The 23808-nt window shown below is 61.8% G+C and carries 21 protein-coding genes; 14 read left to right on the top strand and 7 right to left on the bottom strand.

The genetic code is table 11. The features are described from left to right. Positions 1–2: 2 nt before the first annotated feature. Positions 3–3716: a methionine synthase gene (metH, locus tag G520_RS0107320; protein WP_028535084.1), complete on the bottom strand. Its 3714-nt coding sequence runs from the start codon at positions 3714–3716 to the stop codon at positions 3–5. Positions 3717–3822: 106 nt separating this feature from the next. Between metH and G520_RS0107315 the strand changes: the two genes are divergently transcribed. Genes G520_RS0107315 through G520_RS0107305 form a run of 3 tightly spaced genes read left to right on the top strand, consistent with a single transcriptional unit; the run spans position 3823 to position 6139 of the window. Next, positions 3823–4566, top strand: a complete 744-nt coding sequence (locus tag G520_RS0107315) for a substrate-binding periplasmic protein (protein ID WP_028535083.1) — start codon at positions 3823–3825, stop codon at positions 4564–4566. Next, positions 4563–5168: a YqiA/YcfP family alpha/beta fold hydrolase gene (locus G520_RS21955; protein ID WP_051229198.1), complete on the top strand. Its 606-nt coding sequence runs from the start codon at positions 4563–4565 to the stop codon at positions 5166–5168. Before G520_RS0107315 ends, G520_RS21955 begins: the two co-directional genes overlap by 4 nt. Further along, entirely contained in the window at positions 5165–6139 is a 975-nt protein-coding gene (locus tag G520_RS0107305; RefSeq protein WP_028535082.1) for a quinone oxidoreductase family protein, read from the top strand. Before G520_RS21955 ends, G520_RS0107305 begins: the two co-directional genes overlap by 4 nt. A 29-nt stretch (positions 6140–6168) precedes the next feature. On the opposite strand, the gene G520_RS24870 is transcribed toward G520_RS0107305, so the two are convergent. Continuing rightward, the gene (locus G520_RS24870; protein ID WP_156876900.1) at positions 6169–6447 is read right to left on the bottom strand and encodes a hypothetical protein; all 279 of its coding nucleotides are present in this window, start codon (positions 6445–6447) and stop codon (positions 6169–6171) included. Between the two features lie 243 nt (positions 6448–6690). Here G520_RS24870 and ompR point away from each other — a divergent pair, with 243 nt between their 5' ends. Next, entirely contained in the window at positions 6691–7416 is a 726-nt protein-coding gene (gene ompR, locus G520_RS0107295; protein ID WP_028535081.1) for an osmolarity response regulator transcription factor OmpR, read from the top strand. Positions 7417–7419: 3 nt separating this feature from the next. Further along, complete coding sequence (locus tag G520_RS0107290) at positions 7420–8736, top strand: ATP-binding protein (RefSeq protein WP_028535080.1); 1317 nt, start codon at positions 7420–7422, stop codon at positions 8734–8736. A gap of 40 nt (positions 8737–8776) precedes the next feature. On the opposite strand, the gene G520_RS0107285 is transcribed toward G520_RS0107290, so the two are convergent. Then, on the bottom strand, positions 8777–10168 hold the full coding sequence (locus G520_RS0107285; protein ID WP_028535079.1) for an aminopeptidase P family protein: 1392 nt from the start codon (positions 10166–10168) through the stop codon (positions 8777–8779). 90 nt (positions 10169–10258) lie between these two features. Continuing rightward, positions 10259–11458, bottom strand: a complete 1200-nt coding sequence (locus G520_RS0107280; RefSeq protein ID WP_036665627.1) for a benzoate/H(+) symporter BenE family transporter — start codon at positions 11456–11458, stop codon at positions 10259–10261. Between the two features lie 126 nt (positions 11459–11584). Here G520_RS0107280 and G520_RS0107275 point away from each other — a divergent pair, with 126 nt between their 5' ends. The 3 genes from G520_RS0107275 to G520_RS0107270 all read left to right on the top strand — a co-directional run bounded on the left by G520_RS0107275 (position 11585) and on the right by G520_RS0107270 (position 14081). Continuing rightward, positions 11585–13027, top strand: coding sequence for an aminotransferase-like domain-containing protein (locus G520_RS0107275; RefSeq protein ID WP_028535077.1), 1443 nt, complete (start codon positions 11585–11587; stop codon positions 13025–13027). A 130-nt stretch (positions 13028–13157) separates the two neighbouring features. Beyond that, positions 13158–13463 carry a hypothetical protein gene (locus G520_RS24865; RefSeq protein ID WP_156876899.1) on the top strand — a complete coding sequence of 102 codons (306 nt, stop codon included), beginning with the start codon at positions 13158–13160 and terminating at the stop codon, positions 13461–13463. Positions 13464–13559: 96 nt separating this feature from the next. Beyond that, a complete protein-coding gene (locus G520_RS0107270; protein ID WP_028535076.1) occupies positions 13560–14081 on the top strand; it encodes a DUF2059 domain-containing protein in 522 nt (173 codons plus the stop codon). 30 nt (positions 14082–14111) lie between these two features. Here G520_RS0107270 and hutC read toward each other — a convergent pair whose 3' ends face one another. Continuing rightward, on the bottom strand, positions 14112–14843 hold the full coding sequence (hutC, locus tag G520_RS0107265; RefSeq protein ID WP_028535075.1) for a histidine utilization transcriptional repressor HutC: 732 nt from the start codon (positions 14841–14843) through the stop codon (positions 14112–14114). Between the two features lie 190 nt (positions 14844–15033). Between hutC and G520_RS0107260 the strand changes: the two genes are divergently transcribed. Both G520_RS0107260 and G520_RS0107255 read left to right on the top strand, forming a co-directional pair. Beyond that, on the top strand, positions 15034–15906 hold the full coding sequence (locus G520_RS0107260; protein WP_051229196.1) for a D-hexose-6-phosphate mutarotase: 873 nt from the start codon (positions 15034–15036) through the stop codon (positions 15904–15906). A 109-nt stretch (positions 15907–16015) separates the two neighbouring features. Further along, complete coding sequence (locus G520_RS0107255) at positions 16016–16570, top strand: hypothetical protein (RefSeq protein ID WP_028535073.1); 555 nt, start codon at positions 16016–16018, stop codon at positions 16568–16570. 3 nt (positions 16571–16573) lie between these two features. Here G520_RS0107255 and G520_RS0107250 read toward each other — a convergent pair whose 3' ends face one another. Further along, entirely contained in the window at positions 16574–17320 is a 747-nt protein-coding gene (locus G520_RS0107250; RefSeq protein WP_028535072.1) for a 16S rRNA (uracil(1498)-N(3))-methyltransferase, read from the bottom strand. 147 nt (positions 17321–17467) lie between these two features. On the opposite strand from G520_RS0107250, the gene G520_RS0107245 reads away from it, so the two are divergent. After that, positions 17468–18259 (top strand): inositol monophosphatase family protein, encoded by a 792-nt coding sequence (locus G520_RS0107245; RefSeq protein WP_036665624.1) that lies wholly within the window; start codon positions 17468–17470, stop codon positions 18257–18259. 3 nt (positions 18260–18262) lie between these two features. On the opposite strand, the gene rarD is transcribed toward G520_RS0107245, so the two are convergent. Next, the gene (gene rarD / locus G520_RS0107240; protein ID WP_028535070.1) at positions 18263–19171 is read right to left on the bottom strand and encodes an EamA family transporter RarD; all 909 of its coding nucleotides are present in this window, start codon (positions 19169–19171) and stop codon (positions 18263–18265) included. Between the two features lie 308 nt (positions 19172–19479). Here rarD and G520_RS0107235 point away from each other — a divergent pair, with 308 nt between their 5' ends. The 3 genes from G520_RS0107235 (at position 19480) to G520_RS0107225 (ending at position 23687) form a co-directional block, all read left to right on the top strand. Further along, positions 19480–20424 (top strand): AEC family transporter, encoded by a 945-nt coding sequence (locus G520_RS0107235; protein ID WP_028535069.1) that lies wholly within the window; start codon positions 19480–19482, stop codon positions 20422–20424. Between the two features lie 76 nt (positions 20425–20500). Continuing rightward, complete coding sequence (locus G520_RS0107230) at positions 20501–22378, top strand: sensor histidine kinase (RefSeq protein ID WP_028535068.1); 1878 nt, start codon at positions 20501–20503, stop codon at positions 22376–22378. Further along, on the top strand, positions 22365–23687 hold the full coding sequence (locus tag G520_RS0107225) for a sigma-54-dependent transcriptional regulator (protein WP_028535067.1): 1323 nt from the start codon (positions 22365–22367) through the stop codon (positions 23685–23687). Before G520_RS0107230 ends, G520_RS0107225 begins: the two co-directional genes overlap by 14 nt. Positions 23688–23808 lie beyond the last annotated feature (121 nt).

The following is a 23808-nucleotide window of genomic DNA, read 5'->3' as shown; positions in this document are numbered from 1 at the left end:
CATCAGTAGCCGAGATTGGGGGCCAGATCGCGTTCTGCTTGCTCCAGCCCTACGCCACGCCGTTCGGCATAGCTGCGCACTTGATCGCGGTCGATTTTACCTATCCCGAAATACCGGCTTTCCGGGTGGCTGAAGTAGAACCCGGAAACGGCTGCCGTGGGCAACATCGCATAGCTCTCGGTCAGGGTCATGCCGATCGCCGGGGCATCCAGTAATTCGAACAGCTCGCGTTTCACCGTGTGGTCGGGGCAGGCGGGATAGCCAGGCGCCGGGCGTATGCCCTGATAGCGTTCGGCAATCAATTGCTCATTGCTCAATGCCTCTTGAGCGCCATAGCCCCAGAACTCCTGCCGCACTCGCTGGTGCATGCGCTCGGCCAGCGCCTCAGCCAGGCGATCGGCCAGGGCCTTGAGCAGGATGGCCGAATAGTCGTCGCCAGCGGCTTCGAAACGCGCAACATGGGCGTCGATGCCAATGCCGGCGGTCACGGCGAAAGCCCCGATATAGTCGCGTACCGCGCTCGTCCGCGGAGCAATGAAATCGGCCAGCGCCCAATTCGGACGTTCCTGGCTGTCGTTTCCGCTCGCTAACGGCTTCTGCTGGCGCAATCCGGTCCAGCGCAGCAGCAGCCGGTCTCCTTCGGGGGCATAAACCTCGATATCGTCGTCGTCCACGCTATTGGCCGGGAACAGGCCGATCACCGCACGCGCGGTCAACCAGCGTTCGTCGACCAGGCGCTCAAGCATCGCCTGCGCATCCAGCCACAGCGAACGCGCCGCCTCGCCTACCACGGCATCGTCAAGAATGGCGGGGTAACGCCCGGCCAGCTCCCAGCTCTGGAAGAACGGGGTCCAGTCTATCGTCGACAGCAAATCCTCCAGCGGATAATCGTCGAAGCGAAGGGTACCGAGTCGTGCGGGACACGGCGGGACATAGTTCGCCCAGTCGCATCGAAATTTGTTGGCGCGCGCCTCGGCCAACGGCAAGAGCCGGACTTCGCGGCGCCGCGCATGCTGCTCACGCACACGGACATAATCGTCGAGCACGCTCTGCCGGAAATCGCGGGCCAAATCATCCGACAGCAGATTGGAGCACACGCCGACCGCGCGGCTGGCATCCGCCACGTATACGACCGTTCCCGAGTAGTTGGGAGCGATCTTGACGGCGGTATGGACCTTGGAAGTCGTGGCACCGCCTATCAGCAGGGGCAGCTCGAAACCCTGCCTCTCCATTTCCTTGGCCACGTGGCTCATTTCTTCCAGCGACGGGGTAATCAGCCCCGACAGGCCGATGATATTGGCCTTGTGCTCGCGCGCCGCGTCCAGGATGGTCTGGGACGGCACCATCACACCCAGATCGATCACTTGGTAGTTATTGCAGCGCAGCACCACGCCGACAATGTTCTTGCCGATATCGTGCACGTCGCCCTTGACCGTCGCCATGATGATGACGCCCTTCGGCGCCGAATCAACGATGCCCAACAGCCGTTTTTCTTCATCGATAAAGGGTTCGAGATAGGCGACAGCCTGCTTCATCACGCGTGCCGATTTGACGACTTGGGGCAGGAACATCTTTCCCGAACCGAACAGATCGCCGACGACGTTCATGCCGTCCATCAGCGGGCCTTCGATCACATTGATCGGCCGCGGCAGGCTGGCGCGGATTTCCTCGGTATCCTGCTCGATATAAGTGGTAATACCCTTCACCAGCGCATGCTCGATGCGCTTGGCCGCGGGCTGTGCACGCCAGCTCAGATCCTCGGCCCTGCCTTCGCGCACTTCGCCCTTCACGCTCTCCGCGAGCAGGATCAGGTGCTCGGTCACATCGCCGCCGTCATTCGGCTTCCGCATCAGGATCACGTCTTCGATCCGCTCGCGCAAATCGGCATCGATCTCGCCATAGACCTCCAGCGCTCCGGCATTGACGATGCCCATCGTCATGCCGCGCTGAATCGCATGATAGAGAAAGACGGCGTGAATAGCCTCGCGCACTTTGTTATTGCCGCGGAAGGAGAACGATACGTTGGACACCCCGCCCGAAATTTTGGCATAGGGCAGGTGCTGCCGGATCCAGGCCGTCGCTTCGATGAAATCCAGGCCATACCGGGCGTGCTCTTCGATGCCGGTCGCCACCGCAAAAATATTCGGGTCGAAGATAATATCTTCCGGCGGGAAATCGAGCTCATCCACCAGAATGCGATAACTGCGTTCGCAGATTTCGATCTTGCGCTGGTAGCTGTCGGCCTGCCCGTCCTGATCGAAAGCCATCACGATGACTGCCGCGCCGTAGCGGCGCACCAGCCGCGCGTGCCGGACGAAGGCTTCGTGCCCTTCCTTCAGCGAGATCGAGTTGACGATGCCCTTGCCCTGGATGCATTTGAGTCCGGCCTCGATCACGCTCCATTTGGACGAGTCGATCATGATAGGGACGCGCGCGATATCCGGCTCGGCAGCGATCAGGTTCAGGAAACGCTGCATCGCCGCCTGAGCGTCGAGCATGCCCTCGTCCATATTGATGTCGATGATCTGGGCACCGTTTTCCACCTGTTGCCGCGCCACGTCAAGCGCGGTGGCGTAGTCACCGTTCAGAATCAGCTTGGCAAAGGCGCGCGAGCCGGTGACATTGGTGCGCTCCCCCACATTCACAAACAGGCTGTCATCGCCAATGTTGAACGGTTCGAGTCCCGATAGACGGCACTGTCGCGCGACATCGGGCAAACGCCGCGGCGCAACCCCTTCCAACGCCGCGGCGATGGCGGCAATATGCTCGGGAGTGGTCCCGCAGCAGCCGCCGACGATATTGAGCAGGCCGTCCTCGGCCCAAGCGCGAATTTCGCGGGCCATTGCCGCCGGCTCGAGATCGTAGCCGCCGAATGCGTTGGGCAGGCCGGCGTTGGGATGGGCCGAGACATAGCCGGGGCAGACACGGCCGATCTCCTCGACATACTGGCGCAGCAGGTCGGGACCCAGCGCGCAGTTGAGCCCGAACGACAAGGCACGCGAGTGGGCGAGGCTGTTATAGAACGCCTCCGTGGTTTGTCCGGTCAGAGTCCGGCCCGACTGGTCGGTGATGGTGCCGGAGATCATGACCGGCAGGCGCAGGCCATTGTCGTCGAAATAGCACTCGATGGCGTAAACCGCGGCCTTGGCGTTGAGCGTGTCGAAAATCGTTTCGACCAACAACAGGTCCACTCCGCCCTTGACCAGCCCGTCTATCGCTTCAAGGTAGGCTTCGACGAGTTCGTCGAAATGCACATTGCGAAACCCGGGATCATTGACATCCGGACTGATGGAACACGTACGGTTGGTCGGGCCGAGCACACCGGCAACGTAACGCGGACGCGAGGGATCGCGGGCGGTTTGCCGATCGCAGGCTTCGCGACACAGTCGCGCCGCCGAATGATTGATCTCCCATACCAGCGCCTCCATCCCGTAATCGGCCATGGCGATGCGGGTCGCATTGAAGGTATTGGTCTCGATGATGTCGGCGCCGGCCTCAAGATAGCTTTGATGGATGCCGGCGATCACGTCGGGCCGCGTCAGTACCAGGAGGTCATTATTCCCTTTGACGTCGGAAGGCCAGGCGGCGAAGCGCTCGCCACGGTAGTCGCTTTCGCTCAGATGGTGGCGCTGAATCATGGTGCCCATGCCGCCATCCAGAATCAGGATTCGCCGCTGCAAGTGTTCGTGAATAGGATGAAAGCCGGGTTTTGTCATGAAAATCGCCGTGATATTGTCTAAAACACAAGGGTCAACCTTTCGATCATAGCATGGGGTACCGCCACTTCCGGAAGGTGCTGATAGAAGAAGAAAGAACAATAGTATGTCGCGACTTCATATTGTCTTGCTACTGCTGCTGCTGACGTTTTCGCGTGTTTACGCCGCCAGTGTCATCCGTATCGGGGTAGCCGACACGGATTCCCCCCCCATCGTCGTCATCGCGGAAAACAGCGGCCAGCTTGTAGGCGGCTTGTCTTTCGACCTTGGCACCTTGCTTGCACACGAACTCGGCGCCAGGCCCCAGTTTGTGGTCCTCTCGCGCAAACGCGTCGAACCCTGGATAGAAAGCGGCCGCGTCGATATCATCTGCAACGCCAATCCGGCCTGGTTCGGCAATGCCGAGCACCTGGGATGGTCACGTGAAGTCTACCCGCTGGTAGAACGGCTGGTCAGCCTGCGCAGACTTCCCGATATCCATCAGCTTGACGACATCGTCGGCCGCCGCATAGGCACCATACACGGTTACAACTACCCCTTGTTCGACGCCTTGTGGGAGCAGGGACGGGCAACGCGAATCGAAGAGCCCTATATCGACTTGATGATGAAAGCGCTGGGCAAGGGCCTGAGCGATGTCGTGGCCATCCCCGAGCTGTCTTACGCCGCATGGCTACGCAATAATGCGAAAATCGCCCAGACATTTAAAGTGCATCCGATGATAGTCTCGTCGCTTCCTACGGCTTGCGCCGTGGCCCCCCACTCCACCTTCACGCTCGGCCAAGTCAATCAGGCCATCGATCGTCTGACTCGCAATGGCCAGTTGAAAACGTTGTTGAAGAGCTATCAATGAGTCCTGACTTGAATTTTGTCTATCTGCACGGTTTCAACTCCAGCCCTGGCTCTGCGAAGGCGCTCGAGACCGCCGCTTTTCTCGCCCCGGGCACCCTGCACTGCCCCGCTTTGCCGCCGCACCCGGCCGATGCCCTGCGCGTGGCGCGGGAGGTGGTGGAAAATCTGCCCGCCGACACCGTCATCATCGGCAGCTCCCTCGGCGGCTTCTACGCATCCTGGCTAGCCGCTGCGCTGGATCGCAGGGCGGTCCTGATCAACCCGACGCTCTTTCCGCATATCGAGTTGGCCCGTTTCATGGGCGAGCAGATCCAGCCCTTCACCGGCGAGCGTTACACACTGGGACGGGATGATGGCGCGGTACTGGCCGAGCATGTCGTCGCCAGGCCATCCTTGCGGCGTTACTGGCTGGTGCTCGGCACAGCGGATGAAACGCTGGACTGGCGACTGGCTGCGCGACACTATTCGGGGTGCCGCCAAACCTTGCTCAATGGCGACAACCACAGGTTGCAGCGCTGGCCGGAGTGTCTGCCCGGATTGCGGCAATTCGTGCAGGACACGACACATACGGCGCTGACAAGCTCGAGAGAACCCTCGCGATGACCCAGGCTATCGTTTTTCGTGAAATCGGCCCACCCGAAGTCTTGCGGCTGGAATCGGTCGACCTTGGCGCACCGGGAGCGGGCCAAGTCAGGATTCGACACCATGCCATCGGCGTGAACTATATCGACACCTACCAGCGTTCGGGGCTATACCCGCTGCCGTTGCCGTCGTGGCTGGGCCAGGAAGGGGCGGGCGTGGTCGAGTCCGTCGGCAGCGGCGTGGAACGCTTCGGCGTCGGCGATCGCGTTGCTTATGCCGGCGGCCCTCCCGGCTCCTATTCCCGGGAACGCCTGATCGATGCAGAGAAACTCATCCTGCTGCCCCCGGAAGTCGGATTCGAACAAGCCGCCTGCGTCATGTTGCAGGGCATGACCGTCGAATACCTTATCCGCCGCCTCTACTGCGTGCGACCAGGTCAGACCGTGCTATGGCATGCGGCGGCGGGAGGTGTCGGCCAGATTGCGGTACAGTGGCTATCTGCACTGGGCGTCGAGGTCATCGGCACGGTGGGCTCCGCCGCCAAAGCCAGGCTCGCGCTCGAACTCGGCTGCCGCCATGTCATCAATTACCGCGAACAGGATGTGGTCGCCAGCGTGCGCGAGATCACGCGAGGGCAAGGCGTGCCGGTCGTTTACGATTCAGTGGGGAAAGACACCTTCGCCATCTCGCTCGACTGCCTGGCCCGGCGCGGTCTGTTCGTCAGCTTCGGCAACGCCTCGGGCGCCGTACCCGACTTCTCCCCCTTGCTGTTGTCGCAAAAGGGATCGCTGCTGTTCACCCGTCCGCGGCTCGGCGATTTCGTCGCGACACGGGCAGAGCTCGAGGCTTCGGCCGGCGAGGTGTTTGCCCGCATCGCCGATGGCAGCATCAATGTTGCCCCATCGCGGCGCTACCCACTCGAGCAGGCGGCCACAGCGCACCGGGATCTGGAATCGCGCTCCACCAGTGGATCCATCATTCTCATCCCCTGAAAACAGGGTCTGCCCGGCCCTTGCGTCGTTCATGAACCATCAAAAGTGTCGGGTTCGAAAACTTTACGCCGTTTCTCGCGCCAGAAACGACGATCGGGGTCGGGTTGCGCGGCGTGTCCGCCGGTGCAGTTGTCCGGGCGGGAGGTCTGCCGTGTCCCTTGCGCCCCTCCCCCCTTCGCGCAGTCCTGAACCTGTCCGCGGCAGGCCTCGCTCCCCGCATCGCAGCTTGCGATGGAGAGCGGGCCCGCCTTCATGGGCACGACCGGCGCCAGCAATAATGCAGCCAAGACCAACAGGCGCGACTTCATCGTTTGCCTCTAAGTTGAATCCCGACGTTGATGCTAGACTTGCCCTGAAACGAGCGAAGCCGGCGTCGCGCCGAACGATGTCGATAACAATTGGATTCAATGTAAAAAAGCAACGTTGCGTATCCGTTTCGCCGCGCTCCCAAGTTATTAACAGATATGTTAGGACGTTTTGTTTTAACATTTCCACAAACCAGCCGCCTTGCGCTGGCTGACGCATGCCCGGACTCGGGATACTCTAAGGCTATGGAAAAAAACAAAGTTCTTGTCATTGACGATGACACAAAACTTCGCGATCTGTTGATGCGCTACCTCGACCAACAGGGCTATACCGTCGAAGCGTTACCCGACGCACGCGACCTCGATCGCAAACTCGCGCGCAATCGTCCCGACATACTGGTGCTGGACATCATGATGCCGGGGGAGGACGGGCTCGCGGTTGTCCGCCGCCTTCGGGCCCAGGGCGAAATGATTCCGGTGATCATGCTGACCGCCCGTGGCGAAGACATCGATCGGATACTGGGCCTGGAGATGGGCGCCGACGACTATCTGGCCAAACCGTTCAACCCGCGCGAGCTGACTGCGCGGATTCAATCGGTGCTGCGCCGTCACTATGCGACGCCGGCGCTGACCGCCAGCCATGACGAGAACGCGAGCATCCACTTCGGAGAATTCGGTCTGCACCTCGGACAACGCGAGTTGTCATGCAACGGTCAGACCATCGCGCTGACCAGTGCCGAGTACGCGGTTCTGTCCGTGCTGGTCACCCACCCGCGCCGCCCGCTGACGCGCGAACAATTGATGGAAATGGCACTGGGCAAAGGAAACGGGGAATCGCTGGATAGAAGCATCGATGTCCATATCTCCCGCCTGCGCAAGGCGCTCGAGAAAGGATCCGGCGGTCCGCGATATATACAGACGGTCTGGGGCTACGGTTACGTATTCGTGCCGGATGGCCGCGACCGGGAGTAAGCGGTGCGCAAACTCACAGGCTCCCTGTTCCTGCGGCTGGCCATGCTGGTGCTCATCTCGGTGGTGGCAGCGCAGCTGTTCACCTGGTGGATAGTAACCGGCGAACGTCGCGAAATGGTAGCCAAGGCGTTGTACACTCATGTCATCGATACGCTGGCGGATATCGAGGGCCATCTGGACCCGATGACTCCGGCGGCTCGCCAGACCTATCTTTCGACCTATAACCGTCCCGGCATGATGCAGATACTGCCCGGCGATGCAGACCGTTCCCTGGTTTTCACGACGTCGCTCTCGCCGCTGGCACAGGCATTCTCCGAACAGCTGGGACGCGGTCTCGGCGTGCGCTCGGTGGTCAAGACACGACAGCTGGAGACGTCGCGGCAGCTCTGGATTTCTGTCCGTCTGCTCGGCGCGCCATATTGGTTAGTGATACCGCAGTCGCATTTCCACGAAAACCAGCTCAGCCGCGCGACACTCGCCACCTTGCTGGCCTCGCTCACCTCCATCATGGTGGCGTTCACCATCGCCTGGCGTGTAAGCAAGCCCATCAGCCAGGTCGTGGATGCGGCGCGCACCCTCGAACATGGCCGTACGCCCGGGCCGGTGCCCGAAAACAGCGGCCCGCGTGAAGTCCGCGCCCTGACCGAAAGCTTCAACCGAATGACGCGCTCGCTGCAGACGGCGGCATCGGAGCGGCGGTTGATGCTGGCCGGGCTGTCGCACGATCTGCGCACTCCGCTCACCCGGCTCAAACTGCTGGTCGAGATGCAGGAAGCGAATGGCGACACGCCGGACATGCTGGACGATATCGATGAGTTGTCGCGCATCGTGCGCCAGTTCATCGATTTTGCCCGCAGCGAAGAAGTCCCGCACCGGGCGCCGGTGGCGCTGGCGGAACTGGCGAGCAGCGTGGTCTCCCGCTTCAACCGCGAGGCGATGGAAATCAAGCTGACCCCGCTGGCGGAGCCCGAGATTCCGGCCGATGCGCTGGCGCTCGAGCGCTTGCTGAGCAATCTCCTGGAAAACGCCCGCCGCTACGGGCGGGCGCCATTTGAAGTCACGGTGTCGGAAACCAGCCAGGATGCCGTGCTATCGGTGACCGACCACGGCGACGGCATCCCCATGGAGCGCCGCACGGCAGCGTTAGCCCCGTTCGAGCGGCTGGCCGAGCATCGCGGCACCGATGGCGGCAGTGGACTCGGGCTTGCCATCGTCGAACGCATCGTCAAGCAACACAATGGGACGCTCCAGCTCAAGGATGTCGATGGCGGCGGCCTGAAAGTGGTGATACGGCTGCCACGCGCGGAGCTGACGAGCTGACGGCCGGCAGGTTTCACGTGAAACCTGCCGGCCCCGTGGCTCAGTTTCCCTGCATCGCCGCTTCGACATCCTGCGCACGCTTCGGAATCGGCGTACCCAGCACGCTGCTGCCCTGCTCGGTCACCAGCACGTTGTCTTCGATGCGAATGCCACCGAAATCGCGGTATTGCTGGAACACGGCATAATCGATGAAGGCGGAGTGACGCGCCTCGGCCTGCCAGGCGTCGATCAACGCGGGAATGAAGTAAATACCCGGTTCCACCGTGATCACCATGCCCGGCCGCAGCGGCTTGGCCATGCGCAGATAGGCGAGGCCGAACAGGGGGCTGCGCTGGTCTCCGTCTTCATAGCCGACCAGTGTTTCGCCCAGGCTTTCCATATCGTGGACATCCAGGCCGATCTGATGGCCGAGCCCGTGCGGAAATGCGATCGCATAGGCGCCGGAATCGACGATGGCCTCGGCATCGCCGTGGAAAAACCCGAGGCTACTCATCCGCTCCACCATCAGGCGCGCAGCCTGGCGATGGATATCGCGGTAGCGCACACCGGGTTTCATCGCGGCAATCGACGTTTCCTGCATTTCCAGCACGATATCGTACAGCGCCCGCTGGCGCGGGCTGAAACGCCCGCCGACCGGCAGGGTGCGTGTGATATCGCTGGCATAGCCCGAGTCCGCGCTGGCGCCGGTATCGTTGACGACCAGATCGCCGGCCTGCAGGATTTGTGCATGGCCGTGGTTATGCAAAATTTCGCCACGCCGCGAAAAGATGCTGGGGTAGGCGAGTTGCCAGTCGCGGCGACGCATGATGCCTTCCATTGCCCCGACGACCTCGCGCTCCACCACCCCCGGCTGCGACATGCGCATCGCTTCGAGATGCATCTCGCGCGTCACTTCCAGCGCGCGCTCGATTTCGGCGATTTCTTCTGCGCCCTTGATTTCCCGCAAGGCAATGACCGCCCGCGCGAGCGCCGGCGACGCGCCGGCGCGCACGGCGTCGGGAGCCGCGTCGAGCAATTCGGCCAGCCGCAACACCGTCTCGGCGCGATAAGGGTTCAGATAATGTACGGAGGTCCCGTTTTTCCGCGCCACGCGCAGCACGTCGGCAAGCTCGGACGCGGGCCGGCTGCGGCTCACGCCGACGCCGAGCGCGCGTGCGGACAAACCGGGCAGCTCCCCGGTCCAGACGATATCGTCCATATCGGCTTCGTCGCCGAACAGAGTCGTCTCGCCGCTGGTGCTATCGATCAGCGCGCACAGTCCGGGTTCCGACAGGCCGAAGAAATAGGTGAAGCTCGAATCCTGAATAAAGGGATAGCAATTGTGAAGGTAGTTCATCGGTGCATCGACATGACCGACAAACAGCAGCAGACCGTGCGCGTCGCCCTTGGCGAGCCGGGCGCGGCGCTGTTGATAAATTTCAGCAGAAAACATCGAACGAACCTTCCTGTCGGGGGCGGCCGGTCGCGAGGGACAAACGGCCGCACGGTGAGCGGGGAAGCGGTTTACTGTACACCGCCGGCCTCACCCGCGCCAGTCTGTCTCGGGCGGCTTCGCCAAGCGCAGGCGGCCTTGAAGCAGTGCGCTGGCGAGCCCCCCGGCGGCAAGCGCCCATAGCGGGGCTCCCAAACCGGCGATATCCAGATTGGACGCCGCGACCATGAAGGTCAGCAGCGCCGCCTCGCGCCCCTTTTCGTCCGCCAGCGCCGCGCTCAGCGAAGAAGCCAGCGTCCCGAACACGGCGAGCCCGGCCGCAGCGACCACCAATATCCTGGGCAAACTCAGGATGAAGCCGGTCAGGGCCCCGCCTGCCAGTCCCACACAGCAGGTCAGCGCACCGCACACCACGCCGGCGACATAGCGGCGACGCATGTCGGCATGGGCTTCCGGGCCGGTACAAATCGCGGCAATGATGGCGGCCAGGGTCACGCCATGCCCTCCGAACGGAGCGCTAAGCAAGGATGCCACGCCCAGCGTCGTTACCGGCGCTCGCGCCGAAGGGCGGTAGCCAAACGCATTGAGCACCGCCATGCCGGGCAAAAATTGTCCTGTCAGGGCAAGCAGGGTCAGCGGCAAGGCCAGATTCAGCGTCGCGTGCCAGGAAAATTCAGGCCAGGTCAGCACCAGACCGCTTGACGGCATCGCCGCGGCCACCGGTTGAAACAAACCCAGCCCCCATGCCGCCCCGCCGCCGGCGAACAGGGTCAACAGCAGGGCGTAGCGCGGCAGCAGGCGGCGCGCGAGCAGAAACACCAGCAGCATCGGCAGCACCAGCGCGTGCTCCTGCCCTGCGGCGCCGACGGCCTGCGCGACGAACCGGAACAGAATCCCGGCCAGCATGGCGGCGGCCAGCGATGACGGAAACACCCGCATCAGGCGGTCGAATGCGCCGCTCGCACCAATGCCGGTAATCAACAGGCCGGCCAGGCAAAAAGCGCCGATCGCTTCCCGGTACGGCACGGACGGCAAGGATGCGAGCAATAGCGCCGCCCCTGGCGTCGACCACGCCGTGATCACCGGCATGCGCAAACGCCAGGACAGGAGTATGCCGGCCACGCCGGCGGCCAGGGAGATCGCCCCCACCCATGAAGCCAACTGAGCGGGACTCAGCCGGGCAACCTCGCCGGCATGGATGACGATCAGAAAGGGGCCGGAATACGACACCAGCACGGCCAGCAAGGCCGAAAGCGAGGCCGAAAATGAAAAATCACGCCACAGCGGCATAGTAGGATCTCCAGCGAAAAGCCATGCGCAACCTTACCCCCTCCCCTTCCCATCCGCCTCGTACAGACCCTGACAACACAGTACAAAAACGTTACCCTTGGAGCATCTGTTCTATATAACAAGCCGATGACAGACACCGCACCGCTCTATCTGCGCATCGCGCACGATCTGTGCGCGCAACTCGATGACGGTCGCCTGCCCCCCGGCAGCCGCCTGCCTTCCGTGCGTGCGCTCGCGGCACATCATGGGGTCAATGCGTTGACGGCGCTCCAGGCCTATCGGCATCTGGAGCGCTTGCAGCGTGTGGTGGCCCGGCCGCGCACCGGCTTCTATGCGGCTCTGTCGCCCACGCAGAAGGGTGACGACACGCTCCCGCCCTGGCCGGCGCCGGCGACCCTGGTCGATCTCGGCCGCCGCGCCTCGCATCTGGTCCGAATGTCGGACCCTTCGATCTCGGTGCAATTGCACATGGCGGAAGCCGCTGCCGCGCTCTATCCGGGGCAGGCCATCGCGCGCCTGCTGCAACAGCGCCTGCGCCACCAGCCCGAACTGATCGGCACCCACCTTTCGCAAGCGGTGCAACGGCAGTTGCAGCACCAGTTGCAAAGGCTTGCCGCCGGCTTTCAACTCGAACTCGATCCTGCCGCCATCCTGCTCACGCACGGCAACACCGAAAGCATCCAGCTCGCTCTACGGGCTCTCACTCGCCCCGGCGATACGGTCGCGGTCGAGACTCCGGTGTATTTCGGCTTGCTGCAAACGTTGGAGAGCCTTGGCCTGAAGGCGCTGGAGATCCCTTGCACGCCCGAACGCGGCATCTCGCTGGAAGCCCTCGAGTTCGCCTTGCGCCATGGCAGCGCGGTGCGCTGCCTGGTCGTGGTTCCGCATTTCCAGAATCCCGGCGGCGGCCTGATGCCGGACGGCGACAAGAAACGGCTTCTCGACTTGCTGCGCCAGCATCATGTGCCCCTGATCGAAGACGATGTCTTCGGCGATTTGCATTTCGGCGCCGACCGACCGACTCCGATCAAAGCCTGGGATAACGACGGCGATGTCATCTACTGCGCTTCCTTTACCAAAAGCCTGGCCCCCTCCTTCCGCCAGGGTTGGGTGGCGGGAGGAAAACACCAGGCCCGCCTCGCGCAGCTCAAATTGTCGAGCAGCTATGTCGGCTCGGCACTACTACAGGCGGCACTCGCCGACTTTCTCTCCAGCGGGCTGTATGACCGACACCTCGGTCTGTTCCGTCGGCAGTTGTCGCGGCAATGCCAGCAATTGACGGCGGCCGTTCTGGCCGCATTTCCCCTCGGCACACGGGTTTCGTCCCCCCGCGGCGGATTGCTGCTGTGGATAGAATGCCCGCGCGGCGTGGATAGCGTCGCGCTGTTGCAACAGGCGCTGGCCGAATCGATCAGCTTTGCCCCGGGGCCTTTGTTCTCGGCCGAACCCCGTTTCGCCTCGTGTTTGCGTCTCAACTTCGGCCAGCCGTGGTCGGAACCGCTCGCGGCGGCCATTGCCAGGCTCGGCCAGTTGGCCCTTGCGCAATTGCGCGCCGGACACGGCAGGTGAACCGCCCGGAATCCGGTCATTCCTGCCTGCCGTTCAAATACCCGATGATTCCAAAAAACGGCAGCCATAGCCCTTTTTGCTTCCGCACCGGCCGGGCAGGCCGACTCCCCTTCCACCGCCGGGCAAGGCCATGCCCGCTTTAGATCAGCTCAAGGGACTCGCCGTCCGGGCACTGGCCGAGCCGCTGGCAAGCGATGCCCGGGGCCCGATGTTGTCGCGCGCAGCCCGGGATACCTCGCGCTTGCCCGCTGCGCACTGTGGCGACCGCCGCTCATCGCCACGGCACGGTTCATGGCTCTCCCGCCAGTGTTGGCCCTGGCGACACGCGCGCACGATGGCGGAAGAATGGCAGACACGCCTGCCGTGGCTGAATGCGCCCGGGCATATCCATTTCGAATCCGGGCATCGGCGCGGGAGCGGGGTTTGTCCTGCCTGATCGAACAGCAGGACGCGATGGCGGGGGGCAAGCGGGTAGTCGTGCGGCGTCAGCAGGCATAGAATCGGGGTTTGTCCAATCAAGGAGCTTTACCCGATGAATATGAGAGCCAAGCGTTTGTTACTGGTTGCACTTCTGCCCCTCGCCGCGCACGCGCAGGACGCCGCCGACCCGGCCCGCGATATCGCGGCGATCCAGCAGGCCGCGCATGTACCGGCCTTCGTGACCCAGTTGGGAAAGCAACTCGGACAATCCGCGAAGCAAACCGCGGTCGCCCAACTCCAGCAGACCAATCCCGCCTGCGGACAGCAAGCCCCCTGCCGTACCAAGGTTGAGGGACTGCTGAAAAAAATCGACGCCGTGACCAACGATTATTTTGCCAAGCCGCAGACGCTGGCCGAATTCAAGAAGAAACAGTCGGACGCCTATCGCAAGCATTTCAGCAATGACGAGCTGCACGCGATCGCCGCCTTCCTGGCGACGCCCGCCGGCACAAAAATGCTGTCGGAATCGCCGCTTGTCATGAATGAGAGTGTTACCGGCTTGATGCAGGACGCGGGCAAGCAGCTCGATGCCAAGCTGCAACCGCTGGTGAATCAGATCAAGACCAGCAAATAAGCCGGCCCGTCACCGGAAAACAGGCGCGGGTTACTGGCTGACCCGCGTCTGACTGCGCAATTTGTAACGATGTCCGGGGTGCGTGAGTCGTGCGTAACTGACCAGGTTTTTGTGCGACCAGCTGCGCCGCAACACGAGCAGGCAGGGTTCAGTGGCATCGATGCCGAGCAGGCGCTGCTCTTCGGCATTGGCATGCACTGCTTCGACGCTATGCTCGAGATCGGTCAGGGGGCAGTGCAGCATCAGATAGTGGTTGGGCGTGATCTGCTCGAAATCCTGCTCCATATAGAACGGTGCCCAGGCGGGATTCACGAAGCGGTCTTCCAACTGCACCGGTACGCCGTCTTCGAAATGCACTAGCAGTGAATGAAACACCGGATCGCCCACATGCATTCCGAGGCGCAGGGCAATCTCTTCGCTTGCCGCTTCGGTGCACAACAGATGCTGGGTGGTGCTGTGATTATGACCGCGGAAGTGAATTTCCTGTGCGATGTTGTTCACATCCAGTAACGGCGAATCGGTCTTGCGTTCTGCGACATAGGTACCGTCACCGGCAAAGCGCAGCAGAATCCCCGCCTCCGCCAGATCACGGATAGCCTTGTTGACGGTCATTCTGGAGACGCCGAACAGCCGTGCCAGTTCCAGCTCGGGAGGAATCTTGCAACCTGGCAGGTATTCCCTGTTTCGTATTCCATCCAGGATAAATTGCTTGATTCTCTGGTAGCGGGGCTGGCGAGCTTCGGACACATCTAATACGGTCATATCTTCCATACGACCATTCTAGCTGGAGCATCTTCAGGAAAGTACCCTTGAAAAACCGGGGTTTGCGCCAAGTCAAACCCTTTTTCGGAAGCTCATGCGCCACCGGCTGCGGGAAGTCGTTGCGGGCTTCGCCTTCGCGGCAGGAACCATTACACTGTCCTGTAAACAGTCATCCAGGCAGGTCTAAGTTATGAAATCGAATAAATTCCCCGACATGCTGCAATTGCCCGGCGTCCGGCACGTCGAATTGGCCCCGGCATGTTTTGCCGTCGAAGTCACGACCGACCGCTTTCAGGCCACGATCGCACTGCAAGGCGGGCAGTTGATCACGTTTACCCCGACCGACGGCGAAGCACTGCTCTATCTGTCGCCGACGGCCATTTTCGAACCAGGCGTACCGGTGCGTGGCGGCATTCCAGTCTGCTGGCCCTGGTTTGGACCGCACCCCGACGATACGACCGCACCCGCGCATGGAGTGGCCCGTAACCGGGATTGGGCGCTGACTTCGATCGATCGCCACGACGAACAGTTTCACGTGAAACTGGCAGGCCCGCGCCACGACGGCTTATCGGTCGAAATCAGCTACCTTCTGAGCGAACGCGGCGTGACCTGCAGTTTGAGTACGCATAACGAAAGTCCGCGCCCGCAAACGCTGTCGGCGGCACTGCATAGCTATCTGGCCATTTCGTCCGCCGCTGCGGTGGAAATCAGCGGGATGGGTAATTGTCGCTACGATGACAAGGTTTTGCATGCAAGAGCCATCGCCGAGCCGGCACCACTGCGCATCGATCGGGAAATCGATCGCGTCTACTATACGGCCACCCCCGTCACCGTGGCCGATGCCGGATGGCAACGTCAAATCACGGTCAGCAATTCGGGATCGGGAAGCTGCGTGGTCTGGAACCCCTGGCTTGCGCGCAGCCGGTCGATCGCGGACCTTCCCGACGATGCATGGAATCACTTTGTCTGCGTCGAGGCGGCCAACGCCCTGGACGACAGCCAGACGCTGGCTCCGGGAGAAACGCACACCCTCAAAACGCAGATCGAGATCGCCGCGCGCTAAAAAACGGGCGCCGCTTTCGTAAAGCGGCGCTACCCCGCACCACATAACACGTTATAATCCAAACCGAGTGGCCGTATGGAACGGCCTCATGTTGTGGATTATGCTGTCAATGGCCCGACCCGATAAAATTTCCCGCTTCCTTCCGATTCGCTTCAGCAACGGCACCATGGTGCGGCGATTCGCAAAGCACTGCCCGCGCTGTCATAGCATGGTGGGGGCGGATGCCATGCAGGGCATTGCCAGCCTGCTGGACAACAAGATTTTTCTCGCGGCCCGCGCCAGTTGTCGATGCGGCGCGCACTTTACCATCGCTTGCGTGATCACGGACGACAAACGCGTCCACCGTGTCATGATTCCCGACTTTGTATTCCGGTTCTGGCTGCGCCTCGCTGTGCGCAATCTGCCGCAACCGGTCGACAACAAGGAGTGGGAACTGGCCGCCGACGAACCGTCGGCTCCAAGCGGTGTCTTGCTTCCCGACAGCGCCGATGTGACGCGTTCAAGCGAAGTTCTCGGCCGTTTCGAAGGGGCGCTGATATCGGCCTGGATCGAATATGAAGGCCGTCGCTACCTGTTCGAACGCGCCGCCCCGTCGGGCGGGCTCATCCAGATCGGCGAACACGAGCTGCTGTTCGAAGGCAAGCTGATCTACCGTATCGCCTGAGCGTCAACCTCGCTGCGTCGTCTGCCCGCTATAGTCGCCCCATACCGTCTGGATGGATGCCACCGCAGCCAGGGCGGCGGTTTCGCTGCGCAGGACGCGCGGCCCCAGGCGCAGAGGTGTCCAGCCAGCCGCGAGCGCGGCGGCTTCTTCCCCATCGGAAAACCCGCCTTCCGGGCCCGCCATCAGCCATGCGCGCTGGGGTGCGACCGCGATATCGGCCAGCCGGGCCCTGCCAAGGGGCGACAGGATAAGCCGCGTCGTCTCGATGCCGGATATCTCCAGCCACTCGGCCAGACCCAGAATCGGCCGCACTTCCGGCACCCGGTTGCGACCGCATTGCTCGCATGCGGACAACACGATTTCCTGCCAGCGCGCCACGCGCTTTTCAGCACGCTCCCCCGCGAGTTTGACAATAGACCGTTCGCTGGCCACCGGCTGGAATACGCTGACTCCCATTTCCACCCCCTTCTGCAAGGTGAAATCCATCTTGTCGCCCGACGAGATCCCTTGAGCCAGCCCCAGCCAGACGGGCGATTCGCGCTCGACCGGATCGAAGGTCTCGATGCGACACCGTGCGGCGCGCTTGCCCATGCTCAACAGCCGGGCCGTATATTCGCCTCCCGCGCCATTGAACAAAGTCAGTTCATCCCCTTCGCGCAAGCGGCGGACCTGCACATGACGCAGCACATCGTCGCTCAACTCGACAATGGTATCGGTTGCCAAACTGGCATCAACATAAAACCTTGGCATATACAAAACAGTCCGAATGGGAATTACGACGCAATAGTATAATGCAGCTGGGCCGACGGTTTCGCGACTATCCCTGTCCGCGCCGAAGTCAGCGTCTTCCCGCCGCGCATCGCGCAGGCCGGGATTCACGAAGGAGGAAGCCGCCCGATGCAGGTGCTCGAACAGCTCATGGACGTCGTGCGCGGGGTGGCGGCGACAGAAATCATGCCGCGCTTCCTACGCGTGGGCGCCAGCCGCAAGGACGACGGAACCTTGTGCACCGAAGCCGATCTCGCCAGTCAGCAGGCCCTGATACACGCCCTGCCCTCCATCCTTCCCTGCCCCGTGCTGGGGGAGGAAATGACGCGTGAGGAGCAATTGCGGCTATGGGAGGACAATCCCGACTCGTTGTGGGTGGTCGATCCCCTTGATGGTACGACCAATTTCGTCAACGGTCTGCCTCACTTCGCGATCTCGGTGGCGCTGGTTCAGCGAGGCCGCAGCGAGATCGGCGTGATATTCAACCCGGTAAGCGGCGAGATGTTCCACGCCGAGCGCGGTCGCGGCGCCTACCTGAACGAGACGGCACTGCCGCTGAAGAAATCCCCGAAAAACATCGGCGATACCATTGCCGGCGTCGATATCAAATATCTGCGCTCGGGCCGTCTTGCCTCACGCATCAGCAGCGTCGCCCCATTCGGAACCCAGCGCAATCTTGGCTCATGCACGCTGGACTGGTGCTTTCTTGCCTGCGGCCGTTTCGACCTGTATGTGCACGGTGGCCAGCGCCTGTGGGATTACGCTGCCGGTGCCGTGATACTGGAAGAAGCCGGTGGCCGCATCGCGACCCTGCAAAGCGATGACTACTGGTCGGATGGACTGTGGAAACGCTCGGCCGTTGCCGCCGGCGATCCCGTGCTGTTTGAACAGTGGCGGCGCTGGGTTCGCTGCAACCAGTAGGCATCAGGCGGCCGCATCGCGTTCGCGCAGAAAGCGGCGCACGCTGCTACCGGTATACAGCGCCAGACCGCACCAGATGAAGATGAAGCCCAGCGCCCGGCCCGCGCCGAATGGCTCGCGATACAGGCACACCCCCAGCAGCAGCTGCAAGCTGGGACTGATGTACTGCACGAGGCCCAGTGTCGCCAGCTTCAGGCGGCGAGCGCCGGCGGCGAACAATAACAACGGCACCGCAGTCACCACGCCCGCACCGATCAGCAAGATGTCGATCCCGGGATCGCCGGCGCCGAAGGCGCTCGCTCCGCGAAAGCCGATCCAGGCCAGGCAGCCGAGCGCCAAGGGCAGCATGAGCAGCGTTTCCAGCGCCAGCCCTTCCAGCGATGGCAGAGGTGCCCGTTTTCGCAGCAGCCCGTACACCCCAAAGGTAAAAGCCAGCGACAACGCGATCCAGGGCACCCCGCCCTGCAGCAAGGTCAACCATGCCACCCCGGCACAGGCCAGCCCTACAGCCATCCCTTGCACAGGCAACAAGCGTTCGCCGAGAAAGATCCGCCCGAGCAGGACATTGACCAGGGGATTGATAAAATAACCGAGGCTGGATTCCACGACATGACCGCTGTTGACCGCCCAGATATAGATCAGCCAGTTCAAGGTCAATGCCGATGAAGAGAACGCGAACAGTTTCAGCTTGCCGGCATCGCGCGCGACAGGGAGCAGCCAGCGCCAATGCCGTTTGGCCGACAGTACGGCGAAGAGGAATAGGGCCGACCAGACCACGCGGTGGCACATGATCTCCAGCGCCGGCAGGTGATGCAACGGTTTCCAGTACAGAGGGAACAAGCCCCAGCAGATATAAGCGCCGATGGCGAACAAGACGCCCCGCAAGGATTCGGAGCGCGAAGTCGGTGCCATGAATACTCCTTTATTTTCAAGCCTTTCAGCATACCAGAATCAGTTTTGCGAAGCTAAACAGGTATTTCGATCCATCCGTGTGACGGAAACCCGATAACAAAGCCGGGCGACTGTCGCCATTACGATACGGGCCGTTGGGCCTCAGAATTTAGAAAACTATTTTTATCCATATATATCAGTGCGTTACACAAAGAATCCGCTCCATTTCAGCGTTGGCACGGCTTGTGCTGTATTAGAGGCACACCGCCTCCCACAAGGCGGGTTTGGCGAACCCAATAAAGACGCCGCTCGAAAATGGAGATTACATAATGTTAAACGCTATGCTCACCGCGCTGTTTCCGGTTGCTTTCATCATCACTCTCGGCTGGATCGGCGGGAACCGGGGCTATTTCCAACACAGCGACGCCACCACCCTTGCTACTCTGGTCATGCGCTTCGCGCTGCCGTTCTCGCTCTTTCTCGGCGCCATCCACACTACGCCCGATAAATTGCAGAATGTCCCCTTTGTGCTGACCATGATTCTCGGCCTGATGGGAACGTTCCTGATCTCGCTGGTCGTCGCCAGATTCGTATTCCGCCACGATCTGAAGACCAGTACGATCCAGGCTCTGGTCTGTGCCTTTCCTGATATGGCCTACTTTGGCGCTCCGGTACTGGCCGTGGTCTGCGGCCCGTCCGGCTTCCTGGCGGTGCTGGTCGGCAATCTGATCACCAGTATCTTCATGCTGCCGCTCACGATCATCCTGACCCGCTATGCCGAAGGCACTCCGGAAGGCGAGAAACAACAAAGCGTCGCCTCCGTGCTCGGTCAAAGCGTATGGAAAGCCGTCACCAACCCGATGGTGTGGCTGCCGGTCACCGGTGCCATCCTGAGCTTCGCCGGATTCAAGCTGCCGGGCGTACTCGACCATTCGGTAGAATTGATGGCCAAGAGCGCCGGCGGCGTATCCCTGTTCGCACTGGGCCTGCTGTTCTGCGGCGAGCGCGCCAAGGTCAATGCCGACGTGATCACCAACATCGGCATGAAGAATTTCCTGATGCCGGCTCTGATGCTGCTCGGCGTGTATGTGTTCAAGGTTCAGCACGACCTGGCCGTTCAGGCGCTGATCACCGGTTCCGTACCGACCGCCGTTGCTGCATCGATGTTCGCCATCCGCAATCGCACCTATGCTATCGATGCATCGGCATCGGTTCTGATCGGCACCGTCCTCGGCATCGGCACCGTCGGCGCCATGGTCGCCATGCTGCACTGATGTACTGAATCTGCTGCCCGGAGCCCATCTTGAAGGTAAGATGGGCTCATCGCTCTACTCCGCATTCAGGCCGCTCATGATGTCCGCCCCCTCCCGCCTGTTGTCCTGGATCACTCTGATTGCGCTTGGCATCCTGCTCGAAATCGCAAGTGCATCTCTGGCCTACCACGTCACCTTCGACCAGTTGATCGGTGAATTGCGCGATAGCGGTCAACACCGTCTCGACCTGTATGCAAGCAGCCTCGAGCGCGAAATAGGCCAATACGCCTATTTTCCCAAAGTCGTCGGTCTGGATCAGAAAGTCTCCGCCCTGCTGGCCGACCCGGCCAATAGCGCCCTTGCCAAGCAAGTCGATATCTATCTCGAACATTTGAACGAACATGCCGGCACGATGGACATCTATCTGATGACGCCAGGGGGCAAGGTCATTGCGACCAGCAACTGGAATCAGGCCGACAGCTTCCTCGGACGCGACTTGTCCTACCGGCCCTATGTAAAAGCCGCCAGGCCCGGCCATGTAGAAGGCTTCTACGGCATCGGAACCACCCACAACGACCCCGGCTACTATCTGTCGTCGGCGTTGGTCGACAAGGAGCGCGTGACGGGCGTGGCGGCGGTCAAAGTCAGTCTCGACCAGCTTGAAAAATCCTGGTTGTCTGCCGAATCGCCGGCACTGCTCTCCGATGATAACGGCGTGATTGTTCTGTCATCGGTCGCCGCATGGAAATATACGACCTTACGGAAAATGGATGCCGCGGTTCTCAGGCACCTGGACGAAACACAGCAATACAATCGGCGTCGCCTGACGCCACTGGGTCTGGTCGAACGCAAGGTGATAGATGCCAACAGCCGCATCGTAGAGTTGCATAACCGCGGGCCTCGCAATGCCGTCTATGCCACCGACGGGCTGTTTCTGGCCCAGTCGCGCAGCATGAACGGCACTCCATGGCACCTGACCGTTTTTTACGACTTACGCAAAACCAACGATCTTGCCATGTCGCGTGCCGCACTGGCCGCCCTTGGCACGGCGCTCGGAATCGCGATGCTGGTCCTCGTCCGGGCGCGCCGCCGCGCGCGACGGGAACGCCACGAAGCCCGTTTCGCCTTGCAGCGCGCCTATGCCGAACTCGAACTCAAAGTCGATGAGCGCACCTCGGAGCTGAGCCATGCCAATACCCACCTCCAGCATGAGATCCGCGAGCGCAGCGAAGCCGTGCGCACGCTGAAGGCGGCGCAGGACGAGTTGGTGCAGGCCGGAAAGCTGGCGGTGATAGGGCAGCTGGCGGCCGGCATCGCGCACGAACTCAACCAGCCGCTGGCCGCTCTAGGCACCCTGTCCTCCAACGCCAGCGAGTTTCTCGAACGCGGCGATATCGCCACCGCCCAGTTCAATCTCGGCCGCATCGCGTTGCTGGTGCAGCGCATGGGCACGCTCACCGGGCAGTTGCGTTCCTTTGCCCGGCGTTCGGGAGACGAACTCGGCGCCGTGGACATTGCACATGCCGTGGATAACGCACTGGGCATTCTCGATCCGCGCCTGCGCAAGGCGGGCGTCACGGCCCAGGTGGTCGCGCCCGGGCACGCCGTGATCGCGCACTGCAACGCCGTCCGGCTGGAACAGGTATTGGTCAATCTGCTCTCCAATGCCATCGAGGCCAGCCAGGACAAGGACCCGCCCTGGGTGCGCGTTTCCTGGGAGAAGGCCGGCGAGCGTGCATTGATCCATGTCTGCGACAATGGGACCGGGATGACGGAAACCGTGTTGTCAAAATTGTTCGAGCCCTTCTATACCACCAAGGCGACCGGCCTGGGATTGGGGCTCGCGATATCATCTGGAATCATCCGCGACTTTGGCGGAGAACTCGCGGCAAAGAACCGCGCCACGGGCGGAGCGGAATTTTCGATAGATCTGCCGCTTTCCCAGCACGACGAGGCTGAAGATGGAAAAGTTTGACGTTCTTATCATTGAAGACGACCCGGATGTCCGCCTGGGTTGCATCCAGGCGCTGATGCTTGGCGGCGTTCCCGCGCATGGGGTCGAATCGGTCGAAGAGGCCCAGCCCTTTCTGGCGGATGGCTTTCAGGGCGTCGTGGTCAGCGACATCCGCCTGCCGGGCATGGATGGTCTGAGCTTCATGCGCTCGCAAGCCATCAGCGCGCCGTCCATGCCGGTGATTCTGATCACCGGCCATGGCGACATCAGCATGGCGGTACAGGCGATCAAGGATGGCGCTTATGATTTCATCGAGAAACCGTTTTCATCGCAACACCTCGTAGAAGTCGTCAAGCGTGCGCTGGAGAAGCGCAATCTGACGGTCGAGGTGCACAGGCTCAAGCGCCAGCTGGCGGCCCAGGGCTCGCTCGAATCGCGGCTCATCGGCAACTCGCCGCCTATCGTGACGTTGCGCAAGTTGATAGAGCAAGTCAGCGCCACGTCGGCCGATATTCTGATACAGGGCGAGACCGGCACAGGCAAGGAGCTGGTGGCGCGCTGCCTGCATGATCTGAGCGGACGCAGCGGCCCCTTTGTCGCGCTGAACTGCGGCGGACTGCCGGAAACGCTGTTCGACAGCGAGATCTTCGGCCATGAAGTCGGGGCTTTTTCCGGCGCCAGCAAGCGTCGCATCGGCAAGATCGAGTACGCTCTCAACGGCACGCTGTTTCTCGACGAAATCGAGAGCATGCCATTGCCGCTGCAGATCAAGCTCCTGCGCGTGCTGCAGGAGCGGACTCTTGAACGTCTCGGCTCCAACCAGACCATCAGCGTCAATTTCCGCGTCATTGCCGCCACCAAGGACGATCTGCTCAAGCTGGCCGATAGCGGCAGTTTCCGCCGCGATCTTTACTACCGCCTGAACGTGGTCGTGCTCAGCTTGCCGACGCTGCGCGACCGGCGCGAAGATATTCCCCTCATTTTCGATTTTTTCCTGCAGCAGTTCGCACTGCGCCATAACCGGCCGGCGCCCGAGCTCGACGGCAGTCTCGGCCGCGATCTGATGCTGCACAGCTGGCCGGGAAACGTGCGCGAGTTGCGCAATCTCGCCGAGCGCTACGTGCTCGGTCTGCATGACCTGCCCGGCAACCCGGCCCCGCTGAAACCGCTGGCGCTGGTCGAAGCGGTCGAGGCTTTCGAGCGCTCCCTGATCGTGGAAGAGCTGCAGCGGCAGAACGGCAATCTGTCGCGCACGGCGGAGGCGCTCGCGCTCGCCCGAACCACACTGCACGACAAACTGCGCAAGCACGGCCTGGATACTAAAGGCTGATCCCATGCGCGGTTCCGCCCGGGACCGCGCGCATGCTGCACTGGCACAGATGCTGCACCCCGGTCTACCTGTCCCTTCCCGTTTTGACGTTTACGTAAACGTAACCTATAGTCGGCCAGAC

It is taken from the genome of Paludibacterium yongneupense DSM 18731 (genome assembly GCF_000422925.1).
In the GTDB taxonomy this organism is placed as follows: domain Bacteria; phylum Pseudomonadota; class Gammaproteobacteria; order Burkholderiales; family Chromobacteriaceae; genus Paludibacterium; species Paludibacterium yongneupense.
The sequence above is the reverse complement of the archived record's forward strand: the minus strand, read 5'-3'. Positions and strand labels throughout refer to the sequence as shown.

What these genes read in the sequence shown, in the direction of transcription:
- G520_RS0107315 (WP_028535083.1), top strand. Translation starts at nt 3,823, where the DNA reads ATGTCGCGACTTCATATTGTCTTGCTACTGCTGCTGCTGACGTTTTCG.
- G520_RS0107280 (WP_036665627.1), bottom strand. Translation starts at nt 11,458, where the DNA reads ATGCCGCTGTGGCGTGATTTTTCATTTTCGGCCTCGCTTTCGGCCTTG.
- G520_RS0107305 (WP_028535082.1), top strand. Translation starts at nt 5,165, where the DNA reads ATGACCCAGGCTATCGTTTTTCGTGAAATCGGCCCACCCGAAGTCTTG.
- G520_RS0107260 (WP_051229196.1), top strand. Translation starts at nt 15,034, where the DNA reads ATGAAATCGAATAAATTCCCCGACATGCTGCAATTGCCCGGCGTCCGG.
- rarD (WP_028535070.1), bottom strand. Translation starts at nt 19,171, where the DNA reads ATGGCACCGACTTCGCGCTCCGAATCCTTGCGGGGCGTCTTGTTCGCC.
- hutC (WP_028535075.1), bottom strand. Translation starts at nt 14,843, where the DNA reads ATGACCGTATTAGATGTGTCCGAAGCTCGCCAGCCCCGCTACCAGAGA.
- G520_RS0107285 (WP_028535079.1), bottom strand. Translation starts at nt 10,168, where the DNA reads ATGTTTTCTGCTGAAATTTATCAACAGCGCCGCGCCCGGCTCGCCAAG.
- G520_RS0107235 (WP_028535069.1), top strand. Translation starts at nt 19,480, where the DNA reads ATGTTAAACGCTATGCTCACCGCGCTGTTTCCGGTTGCTTTCATCATC.
- metH (WP_028535084.1), bottom strand. Translation starts at nt 3,716, where the DNA reads ATGACAAAACCCGGCTTTCATCCTATTCACGAACACTTGCAGCGGCGA.
- G520_RS0107245 (WP_036665624.1), top strand. Translation starts at nt 17,468, where the DNA reads ATGCAGGTGCTCGAACAGCTCATGGACGTCGTGCGCGGGGTGGCGGCG.
- G520_RS24865 (WP_156876899.1), top strand. Translation starts at nt 13,158, where the DNA reads ATGCCCGCTTTAGATCAGCTCAAGGGACTCGCCGTCCGGGCACTGGCC.
- G520_RS0107225 (WP_028535067.1), top strand. Translation starts at nt 22,365, where the DNA reads ATGGAAAAGTTTGACGTTCTTATCATTGAAGACGACCCGGATGTCCGC.
- G520_RS0107255 (WP_028535073.1), top strand. Translation starts at nt 16,016, where the DNA reads ATGGCCCGACCCGATAAAATTTCCCGCTTCCTTCCGATTCGCTTCAGC.
- G520_RS0107275 (WP_028535077.1), top strand. Translation starts at nt 11,585, where the DNA reads ATGACAGACACCGCACCGCTCTATCTGCGCATCGCGCACGATCTGTGC.
- G520_RS0107270 (WP_028535076.1), top strand. Translation starts at nt 13,560, where the DNA reads ATGAATATGAGAGCCAAGCGTTTGTTACTGGTTGCACTTCTGCCCCTC.
- G520_RS0107230 (WP_028535068.1), top strand. Translation starts at nt 20,501, where the DNA reads ATGATGTCCGCCCCCTCCCGCCTGTTGTCCTGGATCACTCTGATTGCG.
- ompR (WP_028535081.1), top strand. Translation starts at nt 6,691, where the DNA reads ATGGAAAAAAACAAAGTTCTTGTCATTGACGATGACACAAAACTTCGC.
- G520_RS24870 (WP_156876900.1), bottom strand. Translation starts at nt 6,447, where the DNA reads ATGAAGTCGCGCCTGTTGGTCTTGGCTGCATTATTGCTGGCGCCGGTC.
- G520_RS21955 (WP_051229198.1), top strand. Translation starts at nt 4,563, where the DNA reads ATGAGTCCTGACTTGAATTTTGTCTATCTGCACGGTTTCAACTCCAGC.
- G520_RS0107250 (WP_028535072.1), bottom strand. Translation starts at nt 17,320, where the DNA reads ATGCCAAGGTTTTATGTTGATGCCAGTTTGGCAACCGATACCATTGTC.